We start from the raw sequence: 16,467 nt of genomic DNA, 5'->3' as shown, positions 1-16,467 counted from the left end.
CAGCCGTCACACATCAATTCAAGGAAGCCCCTCAAGACTTGACGACAATAGATTTTTCTTGATCTCTCGGTGCACACGTCATGCACACGCGGTCTGCTCACCTTTTGAAAAACTTGAACTCACGCTCCATCCATCATGAGCTGGTTTGCGCAAGCTGCAGCCAAATTGCGGCAGGTCGCCCCGAACTGCAGAAAATTACGGGGCGGGCGCCGGTTACCGTCACGGCTTCGCCGACCTACACACACAGTTCGTGTTCTGTCCGGCTTAACGCAATCTGCAACAACGGCTATCAATCGCTGGCTTTGCTCAGCTCGTCGTCGCTGCACTTCGCTCGAAGGGTTTGTTCTCTGCGATGAACCTGGCCGCCAGCACGAGAGCGCCCATCGAGAACTCCTTGCCATGCGCGGCGATCATCCGCTCGGAAAGCTCGGCCAGCTCCTTGAAATACTGATCTTTGCTTTCGGCTTCGTTTAGCGATCGAGTAGACGTCATGGTATCCCTCCTAATGATCGCGGAAGACTTTCGCCTTTGGTGCGAGCCCGCTATTTGAAGATGTGGGAGGGGAACGTGACGATCGCCGCCTCCCCGTTGTCCGTGCCGAATGCGAGATGCTGGCCATCGGCCGACCACCGAAGTGCGTGGATAGCGCCCCGGCCGGGTGGCTTGACGAGCAGTTCGTCGGATTCGCCGATCTTGGCGACAACCACCATGCCGTCCGCGTATCCTGCTGCAATCAGCTGACCCTCGGGGTGTATATCCACTGCCTTCACGAGTACGGGTCGGGCACGGCCTGTCGCAAGGCTGGCCGGCCGTTCGCTGTCGTCGCTGAGGCTCGCAATATCCCATGCGATCATCCGATAAGCTCCGCTCGTGACGAGAACGCGGGAATCCGCACTCCACGACAGAGATGCAGTACTCCCGGGATAGCTGGACATCCGGACGATCCGGGCATCGGCAAGACGGACCAAGACGACACCTGTCCCCACGACCGAAGCGGCTAACCAGGATCCGTCCGGGCTCCACGCCAAATGAGAGATCGGGCCGAGTTCGAATGAAGCCGCCGGCCCTGGTCGTGCCCCGAAGGCACGAACGAGCAGACAATTATCGGCCCCGACCGCAAAGCGCCGACTATCCCTTGATACGGCCAGTGCCGATGCATGCCCGCCCGCTCGCTCCTGGAGCCAACTGACATCGCCATTTGGATTGTAAAATATGACCGATCCGCCGGAGGCGGCCAGAAAGCCGCCAGCCTGAACCGGGGCGACGAGATCAATTGGGGACCCATGGTCCGCGATCAGATGCGTGACGCCGGATGCCGACACGCGAAGCAACCGGCTGTGATCACTTGCGACAAAGCCCGACGTCCCGATCAAGGCGAGGTGAAGCGGAGCATCGCTGATAACGACCTTCGTCAATGGGGGCACCGGTTTCCGCCGCGGCGAGATTGTGGCCCGGCCCCCGTCCAGCGCGACACGACAGCGATCTTGCGGCGGCTCAATATCGGTCAACGGAGCGATCGCCAGAGCGCCATCGGCGAGCGCAAACGCAACTCCGTCTTCCGCGAAGGCCAAACTGGTGACGGGCGCCCCTACCGTCCAGCGTCGCCCAAGCAAATCATAAAGCGTTGCAGTGTCTGCTTCCATCGTATCCATCGAACATCTCACCTGCCGGCGGCAATCCGCCTGTCAAGATCTTCAAGACGTCGTTCCAGTGCGGCGCATTGAGCGTCGCATACTGCCATTCCGGCAGTTGCGTTTTTCAGGCGCGCCCGCGCTTCCTCCAGCGCCTCGGCGAGCGCATGCGAGACGCCCGTCGCGGCGATCTCGCGCTCAATCTCCTGAATCTCGAACTCCGCCCCACCGCCGAGCTGAAGGTTCAGAAGGTTGCGTGATTGAGCGGCCGACATCTCCTGAACGACGACCAATCGTTCCTTCAGCACTTCGACCAGGGTTGGAGAATCATCACTCATCGGCCTGCCTCGATCTGAGCTAGGATCCGCTGCAGGCCTCCGACACCAGATACAAAATGTTGCTGCGCGTCATTGATGTGAGATTGCAGGGAGTCCCACAGATCGACCCTCAGCAACCGCGCCGGATCGCCGGCCATCGTCTCGATGGCCTGAAGGCCGAACTGATGCCGCAAGCCGATCCCCTTCAAGACGAATTCCGAAAGCTCGCGTGCATGCGTTTCGATGAACGGACGCAAGAGCGGATGCGCACCGTAACTGACGCCGCGCTTTGAGAGTTCGACCTCGATGAGCACGATGAAATGCCGAACCAGCAGATCCTGGCTTTCGCCGAGCAGCTGCACCACGAAAATGACGTCGCGGTCCGCGCGCGCAACAATCTGCGATGCGAGCGCCGCCGCGGTCGCCGGCCCCTCCCCGCCGTTCTGTTCATCCCAGACAGCCGCCATGCGTCACCCCGCCCTCAGGTTCGGGAACGGTATTGGTGCAATTTGCGATATAGCGTAGCGCGCGAAAGCCCGAGCTTCTCGGCAGCGGCGGCAATGTTACCGCCAGCATTCGCGACCGCCCTCTCGATGGTGCGGCGTTCCACCTCGTCGAAACGCGCAATCTCGTCGCCTTCCGATCCCGTCGAGCTATGCCCCGCCTGCACGGACACCGAGGAGGGCTGAACCGACGCCATTTCCACGAAATCCTCTGGCAAGTCCCGGGGAGCGACGATGCCGGTGATCGTCATCAGCACGAGATTCTCGACCAGATTGCGCAGTTCGCGAACGTTCCCGGGCCAGCTATAGCGACGCAGCAACTCCATCGTCGCTGCCTCGAAGTGTAGCGGTTGGGTACTATAGGTCTCTGCAAACTGCCTGTTGAAATGATCGATCAGAATCTCGACATCGCCCAGGCGCTCACGGAGCGGCGGTATGGTGAACTTGACGACACCGATCCGGAAGTACAGGTCCTTGCGAAAACGCCCTTCCGCCACCTCCTGCTTCAGATTCCGATTGGTCGACGCCACGAGCCGGACGTCTACAGGTCGTGCCTTACTGTCACCAAGCCTGTACACCGCGCGCTCCTCCAGCACACGAAGCAAGTAAGGCTGCAGCTCCATCGGCATTTCACCGATCTCGTCAAGGCTAAGCACCCCGCCATTGGCAAACTCAAACCGTCCAGGCCTCCCCTCGCGCGTAGCGCCGGTATAGGCGCCCGGCGCATGTCCGAATAATTCGCCGCCGAGGAGTTCCTTGGAGACCGCACCGCAATTGAAGGCAATGAACGGCTCCTTGCCGGTATTCTGGCTGGCGGCGTGAACCAGACGGGCGAACAGTTCCTTGCCGACGCCGGTCTCACCCTCGAGCAGGATTGCCGTTCGTCCAAGCGCTGCCCGCTCAATCTTCTCGATCGTTTGCAGTAATGCGTCACTGCAGCCAACAATCGCTTCCCTGGCCGAAACAAGTGCGGCGCGGGCTGCTGGCGACATCTGGGATCGGGCAAGACTGGCGCGTGGCTTCGCTGCGAGCACGAGCATCGCGCCCTTTACGACGCCGTCGACCACGAGCGGCTCGATCCGCTGCTCGCGCAGTTCCTCGGGCAGCCCCTTGGCAAGGTCTTTCGCGAGAAAGCCTTTGTCGTTTGGCAGAAGCTGCCTCCCGATGCTCAAGTCTTGCGATTGCGCAATCCGGTGCCAGCGAACTGACGCCATGTCGTTATGGTGAACGACCCGGCCGAACCGGTCGAGAATAACGACCCCGTCAGCACTGTTCATCCCCGGCATTCGGGAAATGCTCGCCTCAAGCAGCCGCATTCTCTCGATGCGGATCTTTTCCGAGAGCGCCAGTTCGATGTGATGGGCCGCGACCACCGCCAGGGCCACATTGTGCCGGTGAAAGATTGCTTGAGGTCCGGAAAAGTCGACGATGCCGATGATGCTGCCGTCTATCGGACTGCGAATGGGGCTACCGACGCAGGTCCACGCCTTGATGCCCTCCGAGAAATGCTCGGCCGCATGGACATGAACCGGCTTTCCAGTGACCAGCGCTGTGCCGATGCCATTGGTGCCGGTGACCGCTTCGCCCCAGGCCGCGCCTGCTTCCAGGCGAATATCGTGCCCCGCATCAATGGTCCGCCGATCGCCCCCGACCTCCAGCACGACGCCGTTCCCGTCGGTGATGACCACCATCGTCGCCGCGTCACCAAGCACCTCGGCAATACGGCGGAAGGTCTCGGCGCTCGAACCAAGCAGATCATCATTCTTCAAACGAAGTTCATAGAGATCGTCCGGCGAGGCTAGGAGATGACTGCCCTTGCCACGAGCATCAACCCCGGACTTGACGCTGCGCTGCCATGAATCCTCGATGACGCTTCGCACCGGAGCGTTCTCGCGCCTCAGGTCCCCGAAGGTCAGGAAGTTTTCCCATGCCTTGTTGGTTTCGCCCTCATCGTATGGCCGCCCCTGCTCCGCGTCCGAAGCTTTGTAGCCTTCCAGGGAAAACGGCGGCTTGGCCATGAGCGTTTCCGTCAGCATTGGAGCACCATACGTCCGTTGGCAAACAGCAACCCGATCGGCAAACACAAACTGAGCCGGAGCCCACCGGGATCGCTTTCCCTGCAGGCTCAGCTCACGCAGATCATTCGACGCTTCTGGAGATCGCGTCCAGGCCGAGACGACCTGAGATGACCTGTTCCAGGTGAGCTTCCGACGTCTCGTCGGGCACACTCACTCCCTCAAGGTCGGCCAGGACCCTGTACAATTCGTCGTCCAGCGGCTCGAAGATCCCGTTCTCGCGCGTCGCCAGAGCGAAGTATCGCGATTGGCCGTTGCCGCGCAGTTCGCCGACAAAATCGAGCTGCCGTCCCGATGCGAGATCGGCGATCACGACGCGACCGTTATGGCTGATCCGCACATAGGGCTCGGCCTCCTTTGGACGAGCCGGCGGCGTGGACCAGAGCTTGCCCGACGGCTGCGGTTGCGGAGGAGGCGTAGGATTGCGCAGCTGCTGCCAACGCCCGAGCGTCAGATGATTGGCAAGCGCGTTGATCGTCGTGCGGTTCTTCTGAAGGAAGTCCTTGGCCGCCAGTTCTTCACGGTGCGGACCGTCGCGCTTGGAGATAATATAGACCATGTCCCTTTTCCTCCCGCCCGGCTGATCGGATGAGCCTGGAGGCTTGTTACACTGCCTCCTTCGGCTCATGCCGGGACTTTCAAGATTGTAACCCGTTCCGGATCGTTGTCACGGTGCAATCAATCATTCGATCGCGAACGTCACGCCGTTGCCACCATCTGGCGCGTCACCCCCGCCTTGAAGACGTAACCGGACAGTGCGGCCCCCAGGCACGGCGCCACAAAATAGAGCCACACCTGTGACAGCGCATCGGAGCCCGCAAACAATGCAGGCCCAAACGAGCGCGCCGGATTGACCGACGATCCCGACACAGCAATGCCGGCGAGATGGATCGCGACCAGCGTCAGACCGATCACCAACCCGGCATAGGCAGACGCCGCTCCGTTTTGCGTCGCACCAAGGATCACCGTCAGAAATAGGAACGTTGCCGACGCTTCGAACACGAACGCGGATAGAACACCGTACTGGCCCCAGCCATTCTGGCCAAAGCCGTTCGCCGCGACGTCGTAGCCTCCGACCTTGCCTTCGGCGATGAGGTACAGCACGGCCGCAGCCGCGATTCCCCCGACGAACTGCGCGACGATATAGCCCGAGAAATCCCGCGGCGACATCCGCCCGGCGACGAGCATCCCGAGGCTGACCGCCGGATTGAGATGAGCACCGGAGATATGTCCGATAGAATAGGCCATTGCGACCACGGTCAGGCCGAATGCGAACGCGACGCCCAGCAAGCCGACCTCGGCCCGCATAAAGATTACGGTCGCACAGCCAAAGAACACCAGCGCGAACGTACCGATAAATTCCGCAACATACTTCTGCATAACTCCCCCTTCCTGGTGATGGATTCGATATCGAGGTTTCTGTCCCTCTGGTCGCGGCCCGCGTCGTCTCCTGAGACGACGCGGTGAAACGCGGACCGCGCACACAGTCTCATGCGCGTCCAAGTTTCTCAGCCCCACCGCCCAGTGCGGGCCCCTGTGTCGGGTCGATATACTCCGGCACGTCGGCAATCAGCGTGTTGGTGGTCAGCACGAGGGTCGCGACGGAAGCTGCGTTTCGAAGCGCCGTATAGGTCACCCGGACGGGGTCGACGATGCCGGCCGACACCATGTCAATGAATACGCCGTTGGCGGCATCGAACCCGACGCCCGACCGGGAGCTCTGCAGATCGGCCACGACCTTCTCCGCATCATGGCCGGCATTCCGTGCAATGAAAGCGGCCGGACGAGACAGGGTTTCTCGCACTAGCTTGATTCCCTCACCCAAGTCGCCATTGATGTTGCCGAGCGTACGCGTCACCACCGGCGCACACTGCGCCAACGCCGTGCCGCCACCGGGCACGATGCCCTCCTCGGCCGCGGCCCGCGCCGCACTGAGCGCATCGTCAATCAACTGGATCGTCCGCTTCTGCTCCACCGGAGTGACGCCGCCTGCGAGGATCACGGCAGTCCCGCCCGACAGCTTCGCCAACCGCTCCTTGAGCTTGTCCTGTTCGATGTTAGGCGGAGCCAGATCGTGCTGCTTGGCCACCTGCAGGCGCCGCGCCGCGATCGCCGCATCGTCGCCGCCGCCCCGAATGATCACCGTTTCCCGCGCACTGGCCCGCACCTGCCGTGCGGTGCCGAGATCGGCCAGGCTGGCCTCTTCCAGTCTGCCGCCAAGCTCGCGCGCAATGACCCGGCCACCGGTGATGATGGCGAGATCGTCCATCATTGCCTTGCGCCAATGACCATAATCAGGCGGATTGACCACCAGGATCTTGCCGCGATTGTCATCGCCGAGCAGTGTGACGACCACTTCCGGCGCAATCTCCTCGGCGACGATAACAAGCGGCCGCCCGGTCGAGGCGACCGTCGCGCGCACCGCCGCCAGCTCGGCCGGCGTTTTGATCTTCAGGTCGGTCAGGAGGATGTAGGGCTGATCGAGCACCACCTCCATCTTTTCGACATCCGTCACCATGTGGTGGGAGATGTAACCGCGATCGAACGACATGCCTTCGACGACTTCGAGCGTCGTGCTCGTCGTCAGCCCGTAGTCGGAACTGATGATGCCATCCTTGCCGACGCGCTGGACCGCCTCCGCAATCAGACCGCCCAGATGGGCGTCGGTTGACGCGATCGTCGCCACCGCCTCCAGCGTCTTGCGATCCGATACGGCAATTGCGGAGCTCTTCAAAGCCTCAACAACGACCTCAACAGCCCGGTCGATCCCTTTGCAGAGATCGACCGCCTTGGCGCCCCGCTCTAGTGCTGCAACTCCTCCCTGGATGAGGCCATTTGCAAGCACCATGGCGGTGGTCGTGCCGTCGCCGGCGACCTCATTGGTATGCATCGAGACCTCGCGCACCACCTGCGCACCCATGTTCTCGAAGCGATCAGGCAGTTCGATTTCAGAGGCGATGGTGACGCCATCGCGCGAGACGATGGGCGTGCCGATCGGCCTGTCGACCATCGCGTTCATGCCCTTCGGACCGAGGGTCGATTCGACCGCTGCTGCAAGCTTCTGGACCCCGCGCGCAAGAGCACGGCGGGCTTCGATATGATGTAGCAATACTTTCGGCATTGGCTTCACTCCCAAGCGGACGGATCTTGTTGTCTGGTTGGGCGGACTTGCTGACCGCTCCGGTTCTTGGCGCTTGCGGGCAGCGCGTTAAACGCGCCCCCACGCTTTAAGCTTCTCAAAGGTCACGGGCTGCCTGATGGAGCAGCACAGCGGCTGCTACAGCCGCCGCACGGTGACGGCGTCGGTCCGGGATTGTCGTCGACGAGTTCGCGACGACGGACGGCTAGCAGGCCTCTGCACAATGAGCTGTTGAATTCCATATTGATGCGCACTCCCCGCAACCGCTGCAGATAGGATGCCAGTTCGTGCCGTTTGATGGGGGCCCCCTCGTAGGTGACAAAGGTGCGATCCTCCGGGAGGCAGGCCAGGCCTGTTTCGATCAGAAGCTCGCGGTAGCGGGGCTTCTGTCGCGCGACGTCCGGCGAAGCAAACTCGACCTCGTCAAAGCTACACAGACTCATCCGGCAGATCGCCGGATCTTCATAACCTATCCCCCGCAAGGCCAGGATCATGACCTCCTGGCGCCGCTCGAACGCCTTGCGGCGGAACTTATCCCGCAATTCGTCAAGCGAGCCTCCAGGTGCGAACTCCTTGAGCGCATCGGCAAACGACATCCCTTCGCGGACGCCGCGGTTGATCTGCTCCGCGACCATGTGGTCCCGAAGCTGTGGCCGCGCCTTGCGAACCCACGGCAGCGACGACACCGCCCGACGCATGTCGTCGGCCATGAGGAACGCGAAGTTCGCCGAACACCAGAAGGTCGGCAACCGAAAGACGATGTCGACATCGCCATCGTCATCGACGGTAACATGCTCGACGAATCCAAGCTCGGTCACAGACTCGTCGAGCTCGGGGTCTGTCACCAACGCGAGGCGCTGCCACACCTCGCTGGTTCTTCGGTCACACTCGTGGAGCAGTGCGTTCATGTGATGTCATCCCGCCGCGGTCGCGTAGGCACCCTTCGCAAGCTTTGCCTTCTGTGCCTCGACATCCACGCCATAAAGCCGCGCGGCGTTGAGACCGAGGATCTTCTTCTTTGCCTGCGGCGTCAGATCGACACCGTGCTCCCGCTTCAGATCCTCGGGCAGCTCGAAGTTCCAGAACTTCTCGACCAGCCATCGAGGCGTCCAGATGGCGTAGTCGCTGCCGAAGAGAATCTTGTCCTCGCCGACCCAGAACAGCAATTCGCTGATCACTTCCGCGAAATACCGTGGACGTCCGTGAATGAACGGCAGCGCGACCGCAAGGCCGCCATAGACGTTGGTCTCCTGGACGGCGATCCAGCAGAAGTCGTCGAGCCTGGGCAGCCCGCAATGCTCGATGATGAAATTCAGGCCCTGAAAATCGGTCGCCGCGTGATCGACGTCGTGAACATCGAATGCATCCTTGTCCAGCGGGATGATGGTCGGCCCCTTGTGGACGTGGATGTTCGTGATGCCGAGCTTCTGGCACAGTTCGAAGCAACGATAGGCGTTCGGATCGGTGAGCTTCCAGCCCCGCGACTCGCCCTTCCACTCGGCGGTGTAGAGCTTGACGCCCTTGATGCCGAACGTATCCTTCATGTAGTGGATGTATTCCAGCGCCCGCTCACCGTCGCGCGGATCAAAGGCGCCGTTGACGATGAAGCGGTCCTTGTACTTCTTCGCCATCTCGGCGTTGCGGTCGATGGTGTTGAAGCCGTTCTTGTAGAATTCCGTGAGGTAGGTCGACTGCACGATGGCCATGTCGTCCGGACCGTCGACGAACAGATCGCGGTACATCTGCTCTGCGCTGTATTTCTCGAATTGCTCCTTGGGCCAGAGCTTGTCCTTTGGACTGAGCGAGCTGTGGTAGGCGTAGAAGCAATCAATGAACTGCTTGCCGTGAATGTTGAGCTGGTTCGCCGGACTGCCGTCCCAGAAGTGGGTATGACCGTCGATGACGAAGACTTCCTCGCCCGTGGGAGTTATGAACATGATGATCTCCGAGAATTTGATAAGCGCTGTTCGATCAATCCACGCATCGTAGCTGCGCAAATACTTTGGAAACGGCGGGACCACACCGTTGAGGATGCGGCCCCAGTGAGGGAGCTTCACTCGATGTATTCGAAGACCTCGTCCATGTTTCCGAACAGCGTCACCGTATTGTCGTCGATGCGCACCATCCGGCCGTAGTGGGTCGAGGTATTCACTTCGAATATCTCGGCCGTCATCTCCTTTCCGAGGATGTCGCTGATCTCATCCATCTTGAAGATCAGCTTTCCCTCGCCGTCGATGCGGATCAGGGCCGGCTGGTAGGTCACGGTCACGTTCGGCTTTTTGCCCATGAATTCAGCGATGGCGCGCGCTTCGACGCTGTCGTTCATGGTGACGCCGCACTGATGGGATATCGTCTGTTCAAAACGGAGATCTCCCATCTTCTGGAAGATGTTCTGGTTGGTCGCACTTCTTGAAGCAATGGACATTGCAATTCACTCCTTGGGAAGGACGAGACCCAGCTCGCCGAGAATCTTCTTGATGCGTTCGACCGACTGCGCGCGGACGTCGGCGTACTGCACCGGCTTCGAATGTGGCTGCGACCAGATCGGCTGCAGTCCGGCGGCCGCCTTGCCGGCCAGCGCCACGTGCTTGTTAACCCAGCCCTGGAACAGCTTCTTGTTGTGTGCGGCGTGCTGATTGTCGCTCACCAGCAGATGCATCAGGTCGATCGTGTTGGCGAGATTGCGCTCATAGTCGGCCTCGGCCGCCGAAATGACCGCCGGCGTGATGAAGTCGCCGTTCGGCGAGCCGGCCTGCATCAGGAATCCGCTGCGGAACAGCTCACCGACCAGCGGCTCAAACACGATGTTGGTGGCGAAGTACTGCTCGAGATAGTCAGCCGACCCCATGATCGATTCGATCGCTTCCCGGGTGCCCTGCCAGCCCTTGTCCTCCAGCCACGCCCGCTTGCCAGCCGTGTCGTCGAAGCCCGGAATGTCCATTCCGATCTCGGCGAGATAGAGCGTGATGTCCTGGGCCAGCCGAAGCTTATAGGACGAGTTCGTCAGGGTCGCGTTGTTGATCATCTGGGTGTAGCCGTAGCGCTGAGCTTGCATCAGCGATGTGCCGAGCCCGAACTCGGCGTGCTTCCACGCACCGAGGTGGCTTTGCAGGATCTTGACCCAGGCCTTGTCGAAGCCCTTCGGCGCACCGGACTTGCGGCCGTTGGCGATCACCGATTGCACCATCGTCTCGATCTTGGACTGGCGCTGGTAGTGGGTGCGCTCCCACTCCTGATCGGGCGCACGGAAGGCATGCCAGTTCGAGCTCAACGCGGCCGTGTTGTCCTTGGTGTAGGCCCCCTTCCCGTTGGGGAAGGAGATGATCCAGTCCTGCAGCAAATAGCGTTCCGGATCGGGCTGAACGTCTACGGTCACGTCCTCATAGTGCGTCGCCCGCTTGCTGCGGGGCTCGAAATACCGGTACTTGCGGCTGTCCGAATCCGGAAACACCGCAGCGCCTGCTGCACCGGATTTCGCTGGAACACTTTGAACGGCAGTCATGGTCGTCTTCCTCCTCCCTTGGTGGGCTCTGTAAAAGGCACGGTCGCTATTCGAAAACCTCAGTTGTTGGCTGGTGTGAACTTGTCGAAGAAGATGCGATCCGACTCGACGTCGTTCAGCTGCAGCACGGGCACCAGCGCCTCGATCATCGGCGACGGTCCACACGCATAGACGTCGACGTCTTCGCCATATCTCGCGTTGCGAAGGTGCGCTCCGACGGCTTCGTGCACGAAGCCCTTTGCTCCACTCCAGGCCGCATCATCGGCCGCATGGGAGAGCACCGGGATGAACTTGAACTCCGGATGCCTGGCGGCGAGTTCTGCGAAGCGATCGAGGTAAAAAAGATCGTTGCGCGTCCGTGCGCCATAGAAAAAGTGCACCGGACGAGCCTCGCCAGACTCGATGTGATCGTGCAGGATCGACCACAACGGCGACATTCCCGATCCGCCGCCGACCAGGACTATGGCTCCGGCTCTGTTTTCTCGCCGGAAACAGGTCCCGTAGGGTCCGCGGATTCCGACCGCGGTTCCGGCGGAGAGGTCTCCGTCGAGCCGGGAAGAGAAGCGTCCGTTCGGGTATTTTTTGATGATGAATGTGAGCTTTTCGCCCTCGATCGGCGAATTTGCCATGGAAAACGAGCGCGTAATCGTCTCTGCCCCCGGGAGCGTGATGTCGACATATTGACCCGCCCAGAACTTCAGAGGTTGCTCGAGCGATATCTCGAGGAGCCGGATGTCATGGGTCAGCGCGGAGACGCTCGTGACTGTGCCCGTGAAGTCCCTCACCGGGATCGATTTCGACAGCACCTCCTCGTCGTAGTTGAGGAGCTCCACCTCGAGATCCGAATAGGCCAAGGTCCGGCACAGCAGGATGTAGTCCTGGCCTCGCTCCATCTCGTTGAGGGCGAACGTCGAATATTTCTTGAGCTCTACTTCGCCTCCGGTAAGGACGCATTTGCACGCCGAGCACTGTCCCTCCTTGCAACCATGCGGCAGTGCGATGCCCTGGCGAAAGGCGGCGTCAAGAACGGTCTCGTTCTCCTCGACCTCGAATTCTATGCCTACCGGTTGCAGGCGAACGACATTAGCGGGCGTGCCCATAGGGCCTCCTCAAACCAAGACTTGCGTATCTTCCGGAGAGTGATCGGAAGGAGCCGGCCGGAGCCGGCCCCTTCCGTCTCGGTTAGTTGCAGGGATTGATGGTGAATCCCTTGCGATACTCGGCGAGATGCTTTTCCCGGTCGGCCGGGCTCATTTCCCGCAGCGTGAGCAGCGGGCTCTTGAGGATGTGGCCGCGGACGTCGTCGAGCGTCCACATTTCCTTCTCCTCGAAGCGCAGGTGCGGCTGGGCGACCAGAGTCTTGCCGTCGGTGCGCACGAAGCCGAGATCCTTGATGGCGTCGGCGATATCGACATTGTGGTAGACGCTTTCCCATTCGCGACGGCCGCTGAACCGTCCCATCGCGGGGGTCGGACGCCCCTGATACTCGCCGGCGAAGGCTTCGACGGCCGTCCAGCGATCGAGCTCATGGGCGAACGTGTAGAGCTTGCCGTCGATCTCGCCCGTGACCATGTCCTCGCGGATCAGGCAGGGCACCAGGCACGACCAGCAACGATGCGGATAGACGTAACCGACATCGCTGTTGAACAGGATGTTGGTCTGGCCGCGATGCGACAGCTTCTCATACCACTTCCAGAAGTCGCCGAACTGCGCATACCAGCCCGGATACTTGTGCTCGAACCACTCGAAGTCCTTGTCGGTCTGCGCCTCGATGCGCCAGAAGTTGGCCGACCAGCCGACCGCGAAGAACTGCGCGACCTTGTGGACATAGTGCTTCTCGGTCAGACGCTTCCAGGCAGTCTGAACGTCGTCATGATGGATCTTGATGCCATACTTCTCGAGCGGCAGCATGTAGGTGCGATAATAGTCCTCGAAGATCCAGCGGTGCCACATCTCGGCATAGGACTCCTTGGTCTTGTCGCGGTTCGTGGTGCCGTACTCGATGAAGGTGCCGATCGCTGCGTCGACGATGGCGTGGTTCTGCCAGAAGGCATAGCGCATGTCGCGCTCGAGCAGCAGATGGTTCTCCGGCTCCTTCAGCATCGACATCAGCATCGAGTGGCCGTTACCGATGTGCCGGCTCTCATCCGACTGCACCGACAGGAAGACCGTCGGCAGCGCGTAGTCACCGTTGCGGGCCGCTTCCGACGGCATGGCGACGAACAACGTGTTGGTGAACGCGGTCTCGGCGACCACGGTCAGGTACACGTTCGCAGAGGTGATCGCATCGCCGGTGATGAAGCCCTCACCGAACTGCCTGCCGATCGTGGTGGCGTAGCATTTGCCGAACGCCTCCTCAGTAATGTCGAAGCCGGCCGGATCGATGTAATTCTCCATGTACCACTTCTTGAGATTCATCTGGATCGTCGAGTGACGGAACTCGTCGACCATCTGCATCGTGAAGCCGGTGCGAAGATCTTCACCTGGAGCGAGGCGGCCGACCATAGCCATGGACCTGGCGGCGGAAATTTCCGGGAACGGGATTATCGCCAGGAACAGCTTCATCCACTCGACCCAACGCGGCTCGACGTTGCGGAACATGTCGCCGCGCAGCGCAGCATCGAGCGCACCGTAGACGCGGTTGTCCTTCTCCTCCTGCATCGGGAAATAGGAGCGGAGGACCTGCTTCATCGGATCCTTCGGCGCCTTCGCGATCTTGTAGTCCGTGGGAAAGGTCATCGCTTCCTGGACGTAGGAAGGATTCCACCCGAGATCTGCAATCTTCTTTGCAGCATCACCGACGGATATGCCGCGCTGGGCGGTGATCTTGTTGAGTGTTAAAGTTCCAGACATCTCGTCTTTCCTCCTGATCGGGTCAGAAACCACATCGATATTCCGCCTGCCTGGACCTTCGCGGACCGGGCAGTGCTTACCCGTGCGTTACGGGCCACCTCGCGGCCGCTTGCATGGCCGGACGTTTGATATCGGCAAGGGTCTCGGGAACGACTGTGGTGCACCGCAACGATGATCAGGCGCGATCTTCCGAACTACGGTCCTGCGATCGCTATACTTCATCCCACACATGATGCGCCCTCAGCCAAGCGTCCCCTTCCCTCGTTCTTGTCGCGGCTCACCCCAGACGGAGCAGTCGGCGTTGTTGTGATCAGGAGCTTTGCAATGGGCGTGCCAGCGCATCCGAGGCGCTCGCCAACTCTCTTTCCGAGGTATCGACGCGTGTATGGCGTGGGCGGACGCGTTACACGGGCCCGGCCTGCTGCCGGAGGCGATGCAGATTGCGACGGAAATTGCAGAATGAGAATTCCGACAGCGCAAAGGGATTGGTGCAGCAATGTTTGCGTTGCAAAGATGGAAACGGGCTTGGATGCCGATAACGCTTCGTTGGGATCAGTAACGACCGCACGTTAGGTCCAGCGATGTTTCGGGACCTCGAACCTGGGCGGCTCTTCTAGCCGATGCACTGCGCGGGAACACTTGCCCATACGCATGCGCCAATCAGCAGGAGGTCTCCGCAACGGCCGAGCACTTTACCTGCTCCGCCCTGGAGATCCAGCGATCGCAATAGAGCGCGTAACAGTCATGACCGCAGAACGACAGCCCGGTGCTGAATTCTTTGAGATAGTGGGCGCCGATTGGCTCACAGCAAAGCATACAGAGGATTCTCGGGCGCAGCGCCATGCCGTTCACCAGAATGAACCTCATATAGCGCCGCTCAATGCGAAGAAATGATGTCACTCTCGCCCCCAATTCAGCCGACCCGGAACGACGAAGCGTCTTGCGGGCGGCTCCCAGCACTGCCTTTAAACGGTCAACTCATGCTTCGCGGCTCCCTGCCGCATAGTTCGTGCAACGGCCGTGCCAGACCGTCCGGAACCTCCGACAACAGCTTCTTGAACGCCGTGATCACCGGCGATCCCTGATGACCGCGCCCCGTCAACTTGAGAGCGTCCACGACGCAAATTGCGACAAAGATGCAAATTGAGACTCGCCGTGAACTGCAGGTGGCATTCTCACCTCAGTTTGCGATGCAGCATGAAAAGTCGGTTTGGATGCCTAGAGCCGATTTGGTCGATTGGCTGCTTCCGGCCGGACTAAAAAACTCGCTTCCGATGAGCTTTCAAAGCCACCTCCAGCGCGCCCAAACGAACGAGAATTTGTAGCCGTGTCAGGAGACGGGCCGGTGAAATCCACCACGAGCAAATGCTCGCGGTGGACGAGACCCGGGTTCACGGAATTAAAACTGCGCGTCCATGAATCTTGCCGGCATTGAGATCGTGCAAGGCCTTGTTTGCATCGGCGAGACGATACTCGGCGGTTGCCAGTTCAACCAGACCGCGGTCTGCGAGCGCCATTAACTCCGTCAGCTCGGCCCATGTGCCGACGAGATTGCCGATGATGTTCTTCTCGGTGATCACCATGTCGACAGTCGGGATGCGGATGTCCTCGCCGTAACCAACAACGTAGTAACTTCCCATCGAACGGGTCATCGCCAGCCCCTTCGATGTCGTGCCCTTCTCACCGACGAAATCGATTACTGCCTCCGCGCCGTTTCCGGCGGTCAGAGCCAGAACGGCAGCCACTTCTTCGCCGTCGGCTTTCACCAGATGGTCGGCACCTGACTTTTCGGCCAGCTTCAGCGACGCTTCGGACTTGTCGACGACGATAATATCGGCGGCGCACATTGCTTTGAGGCACTGGATTGCGATGTGACCCAATCCACCTGCACCGATAACGACGCAAGATTCGCCGGGCAAAAGGTGACGCGTAGCCTTCTTGACGGCGCGATAGGCCGTGAGCCCCGCGTCCGCATAAGGCGCCACCTCCTTGGGGGCGAGCGTCCGTGGCAGCGGCACGATATTCCGCTCCGAGGTGCAGAGGAATTCTGCATAGCCACCGTTGCAATCCAGACCAGGAAACGTGCCGGGACCATGCATGTCGAAGCCGCGACGACAGGCGAGACACGTTCCTCCAGTGATCTTCGGATGAATAATGACGGGATCTCCTTTCTTCAGTCCCTCGACCTCCTTGCCGACCTCCTCGACCCAACCTGCATTTTCGTGTCCCATGATGATGGGGAGGAGTTTGTCGCCGGACGGATCCATGTGCGGCTTCCAGACTCCTTCGATGATATGGATATCGGTCCTGCATACGCCCGCGCCGCCGATTCGGACGATAACGTCAGTCGATTTCGTCAGCTTGGGATCAGGTACGTTTTCTTCGATGACCCAGCGGTCGTTGGACAGCCTCTCGTCATACGCTCTCAATACTTGGGCTTTCATGTT

Annotated in this window: 15 protein-coding genes; all 15 read right to left on the bottom strand. The window is 60.5% G+C overall.

The features are described from left to right. Nucleotides 1-306 precede the first annotated feature (306 nt). Nucleotides 307-492: a hypothetical protein gene (locus QA639_RS17775; RefSeq protein WP_028334180.1), complete on the bottom strand. Its 186-nt coding sequence runs from the start codon at nt 490-492 to the stop codon at nt 307-309. A 50-nt stretch (nt 493-542) separates the two neighbouring features. Next, nucleotides 543-1,652: a WD40 repeat domain-containing protein gene (locus tag QA639_RS17770; protein ID WP_283090348.1), complete on the bottom strand. Its 1,110-nt coding sequence runs from the start codon at nt 1,650-1,652 to the stop codon at nt 543-545. Nucleotides 1,653-1,660: 8 nt separating this feature from the next. Next, entirely contained in the window at nt 1,661-1,969 is a 309-nt protein-coding gene (locus QA639_RS17765) for a hypothetical protein (protein ID WP_283090347.1), read from the bottom strand. After that, on the bottom strand, nt 1,966-2,313 hold the full coding sequence (locus tag QA639_RS17760) for a hypothetical protein (protein WP_283090346.1): 348 nt from the start codon (nt 2,311-2,313) through the stop codon (nt 1,966-1,968). The genes QA639_RS17765 and QA639_RS17760 overlap by 4 nt, the downstream gene beginning before the upstream one ends. 116 nt (nt 2,314-2,429) lie before the next feature. Next, entirely contained in the window at nt 2,430-4,469 is a 2,040-nt protein-coding gene (locus QA639_RS17755; protein WP_244482437.1) for a sigma-54-dependent Fis family transcriptional regulator, read from the bottom strand. 121 nt (nt 4,470-4,590) lie between these two features. After that, complete coding sequence (locus tag QA639_RS17750; protein WP_050386210.1) at nt 4,591-5,085, bottom strand: hypothetical protein; 495 nt, start codon at nt 5,083-5,085, stop codon at nt 4,591-4,593. Between the two features lie 140 nt (nt 5,086-5,225). Next, nucleotides 5,226-5,906 (bottom strand): MIP family channel protein, encoded by a 681-nt coding sequence (locus QA639_RS17745; RefSeq protein ID WP_050386211.1) that lies wholly within the window; start codon nt 5,904-5,906, stop codon nt 5,226-5,228. Between the two features lie 109 nt (nt 5,907-6,015). Further along, nucleotides 6,016-7,647 (bottom strand): molecular chaperone GroEL, encoded by a 1,632-nt coding sequence (gene groEL, locus QA639_RS17740; RefSeq protein ID WP_050386212.1) that lies wholly within the window; start codon nt 7,645-7,647, stop codon nt 6,016-6,018. 122 nt (nt 7,648-7,769) lie between these two features. Then, nucleotides 7,770-8,573, bottom strand: a complete 804-nt coding sequence (locus QA639_RS17735) for an iron-sulfur cluster assembly protein (RefSeq protein ID WP_050386213.1) — start codon at nt 8,571-8,573, stop codon at nt 7,770-7,772. Between the two features lie 6 nt (nt 8,574-8,579). Further along, entirely contained in the window at nt 8,580-9,602 is a 1,023-nt protein-coding gene (locus tag QA639_RS17730) for an amidohydrolase family protein (RefSeq protein WP_283090344.1), read from the bottom strand. Nucleotides 9,603-9,718: 116 nt separating this feature from the next. After that, complete coding sequence (locus QA639_RS17725) at nt 9,719-10,090, bottom strand: MmoB/DmpM family protein (protein WP_283090343.1); 372 nt, start codon at nt 10,088-10,090, stop codon at nt 9,719-9,721. Between the two features lie 6 nt (nt 10,091-10,096). Next, nucleotides 10,097-11,167, bottom strand: coding sequence for an aromatic/alkene monooxygenase hydroxylase subunit beta (locus tag QA639_RS17720; RefSeq protein WP_283090342.1), 1,071 nt, complete (start codon nt 11,165-11,167; stop codon nt 10,097-10,099). 59 nt (nt 11,168-11,226) lie between these two features. Beyond that, a complete protein-coding gene (locus QA639_RS17715; RefSeq protein ID WP_283090341.1) occupies nt 11,227-12,267 on the bottom strand; it encodes a 2Fe-2S iron-sulfur cluster-binding protein in 1,041 nt (346 codons plus the stop codon). 82 nt (nt 12,268-12,349) lie between these two features. Continuing rightward, the gene (locus QA639_RS17710; RefSeq protein WP_028334167.1) at nt 12,350-14,020 is read right to left on the bottom strand and encodes an aromatic/alkene/methane monooxygenase hydroxylase/oxygenase subunit alpha; all 1,671 of its coding nucleotides are present in this window, start codon (nt 14,018-14,020) and stop codon (nt 12,350-12,352) included. A gap of 1,391 nt (nt 14,021-15,411) precedes the next feature. Continuing rightward, entirely contained in the window at nt 15,412-16,464 is a 1,053-nt protein-coding gene (locus QA639_RS17705; RefSeq protein WP_283090340.1) for an NAD(P)-dependent alcohol dehydrogenase, read from the bottom strand. Nucleotides 16,465-16,467: the final 3 nt, after the last annotated feature.

The organism is Bradyrhizobium pachyrhizi (genome assembly GCF_029714545.1).
GTDB lineage: Bacteria > Pseudomonadota > Alphaproteobacteria > Rhizobiales > Xanthobacteraceae > Bradyrhizobium > Bradyrhizobium pachyrhizi.
Note: the sequence above shows the minus strand (reverse complement) of the source record. Positions and strands in the feature narration are given on the sequence as shown.

Bases quoted from the DNA above. Each gene is read 5' to 3' on its own strand.
- QA639_RS17715 (WP_283090341.1), bottom strand. From the start codon at position 12,267: ATGGGCACGCCCGCTAATGTCGTTCGCCTGCAACCGGTAGGCATAGAA.
- QA639_RS17735 (WP_050386213.1), bottom strand. From the start codon at position 8,573: ATGAACGCACTGCTCCACGAGTGTGACCGAAGAACCAGCGAGGTGTGG.
- QA639_RS17710 (WP_028334167.1), bottom strand. From the start codon at position 14,020: ATGTCTGGAACTTTAACACTCAACAAGATCACCGCCCAGCGCGGCATA.
- QA639_RS17775 (WP_028334180.1), bottom strand. From the start codon at position 492: ATGACGTCTACTCGATCGCTAAACGAAGCCGAAAGCAAAGATCAGTAT.
- QA639_RS17765 (WP_283090347.1), bottom strand. From the start codon at position 1,969: ATGAGTGATGATTCTCCAACCCTGGTCGAAGTGCTGAAGGAACGATTG.
- QA639_RS17755 (WP_244482437.1), bottom strand. From the start codon at position 4,469: ATGGCCAAGCCGCCGTTTTCCCTGGAAGGCTACAAAGCTTCGGACGCG.
- groEL (WP_050386212.1), bottom strand. From the start codon at position 7,647: ATGCCGAAAGTATTGCTACATCATATCGAAGCCCGCCGTGCTCTTGCG.
- QA639_RS17720 (WP_283090342.1), bottom strand. From the start codon at position 11,167: ATGACTGCCGTTCAAAGTGTTCCAGCGAAATCCGGTGCAGCAGGCGCT.
- QA639_RS17770 (WP_283090348.1), bottom strand. From the start codon at position 1,652: ATGGATACGATGGAAGCAGACACTGCAACGCTTTATGATTTGCTTGGG.
- QA639_RS17705 (WP_283090340.1), bottom strand. From the start codon at position 16,464: ATGAAAGCCCAAGTATTGAGAGCGTATGACGAGAGGCTGTCCAACGAC.
- QA639_RS17745 (WP_050386211.1), bottom strand. From the start codon at position 5,906: ATGCAGAAGTATGTTGCGGAATTTATCGGTACGTTCGCGCTGGTGTTC.
- QA639_RS17750 (WP_050386210.1), bottom strand. From the start codon at position 5,085: ATGGTCTATATTATCTCCAAGCGCGACGGTCCGCACCGTGAAGAACTG.
- QA639_RS17725 (WP_283090343.1), bottom strand. From the start codon at position 10,090: ATGTCCATTGCTTCAAGAAGTGCGACCAACCAGAACATCTTCCAGAAG.
- QA639_RS17730 (WP_283090344.1), bottom strand. From the start codon at position 9,602: ATGTTCATAACTCCCACGGGCGAGGAAGTCTTCGTCATCGACGGTCAT.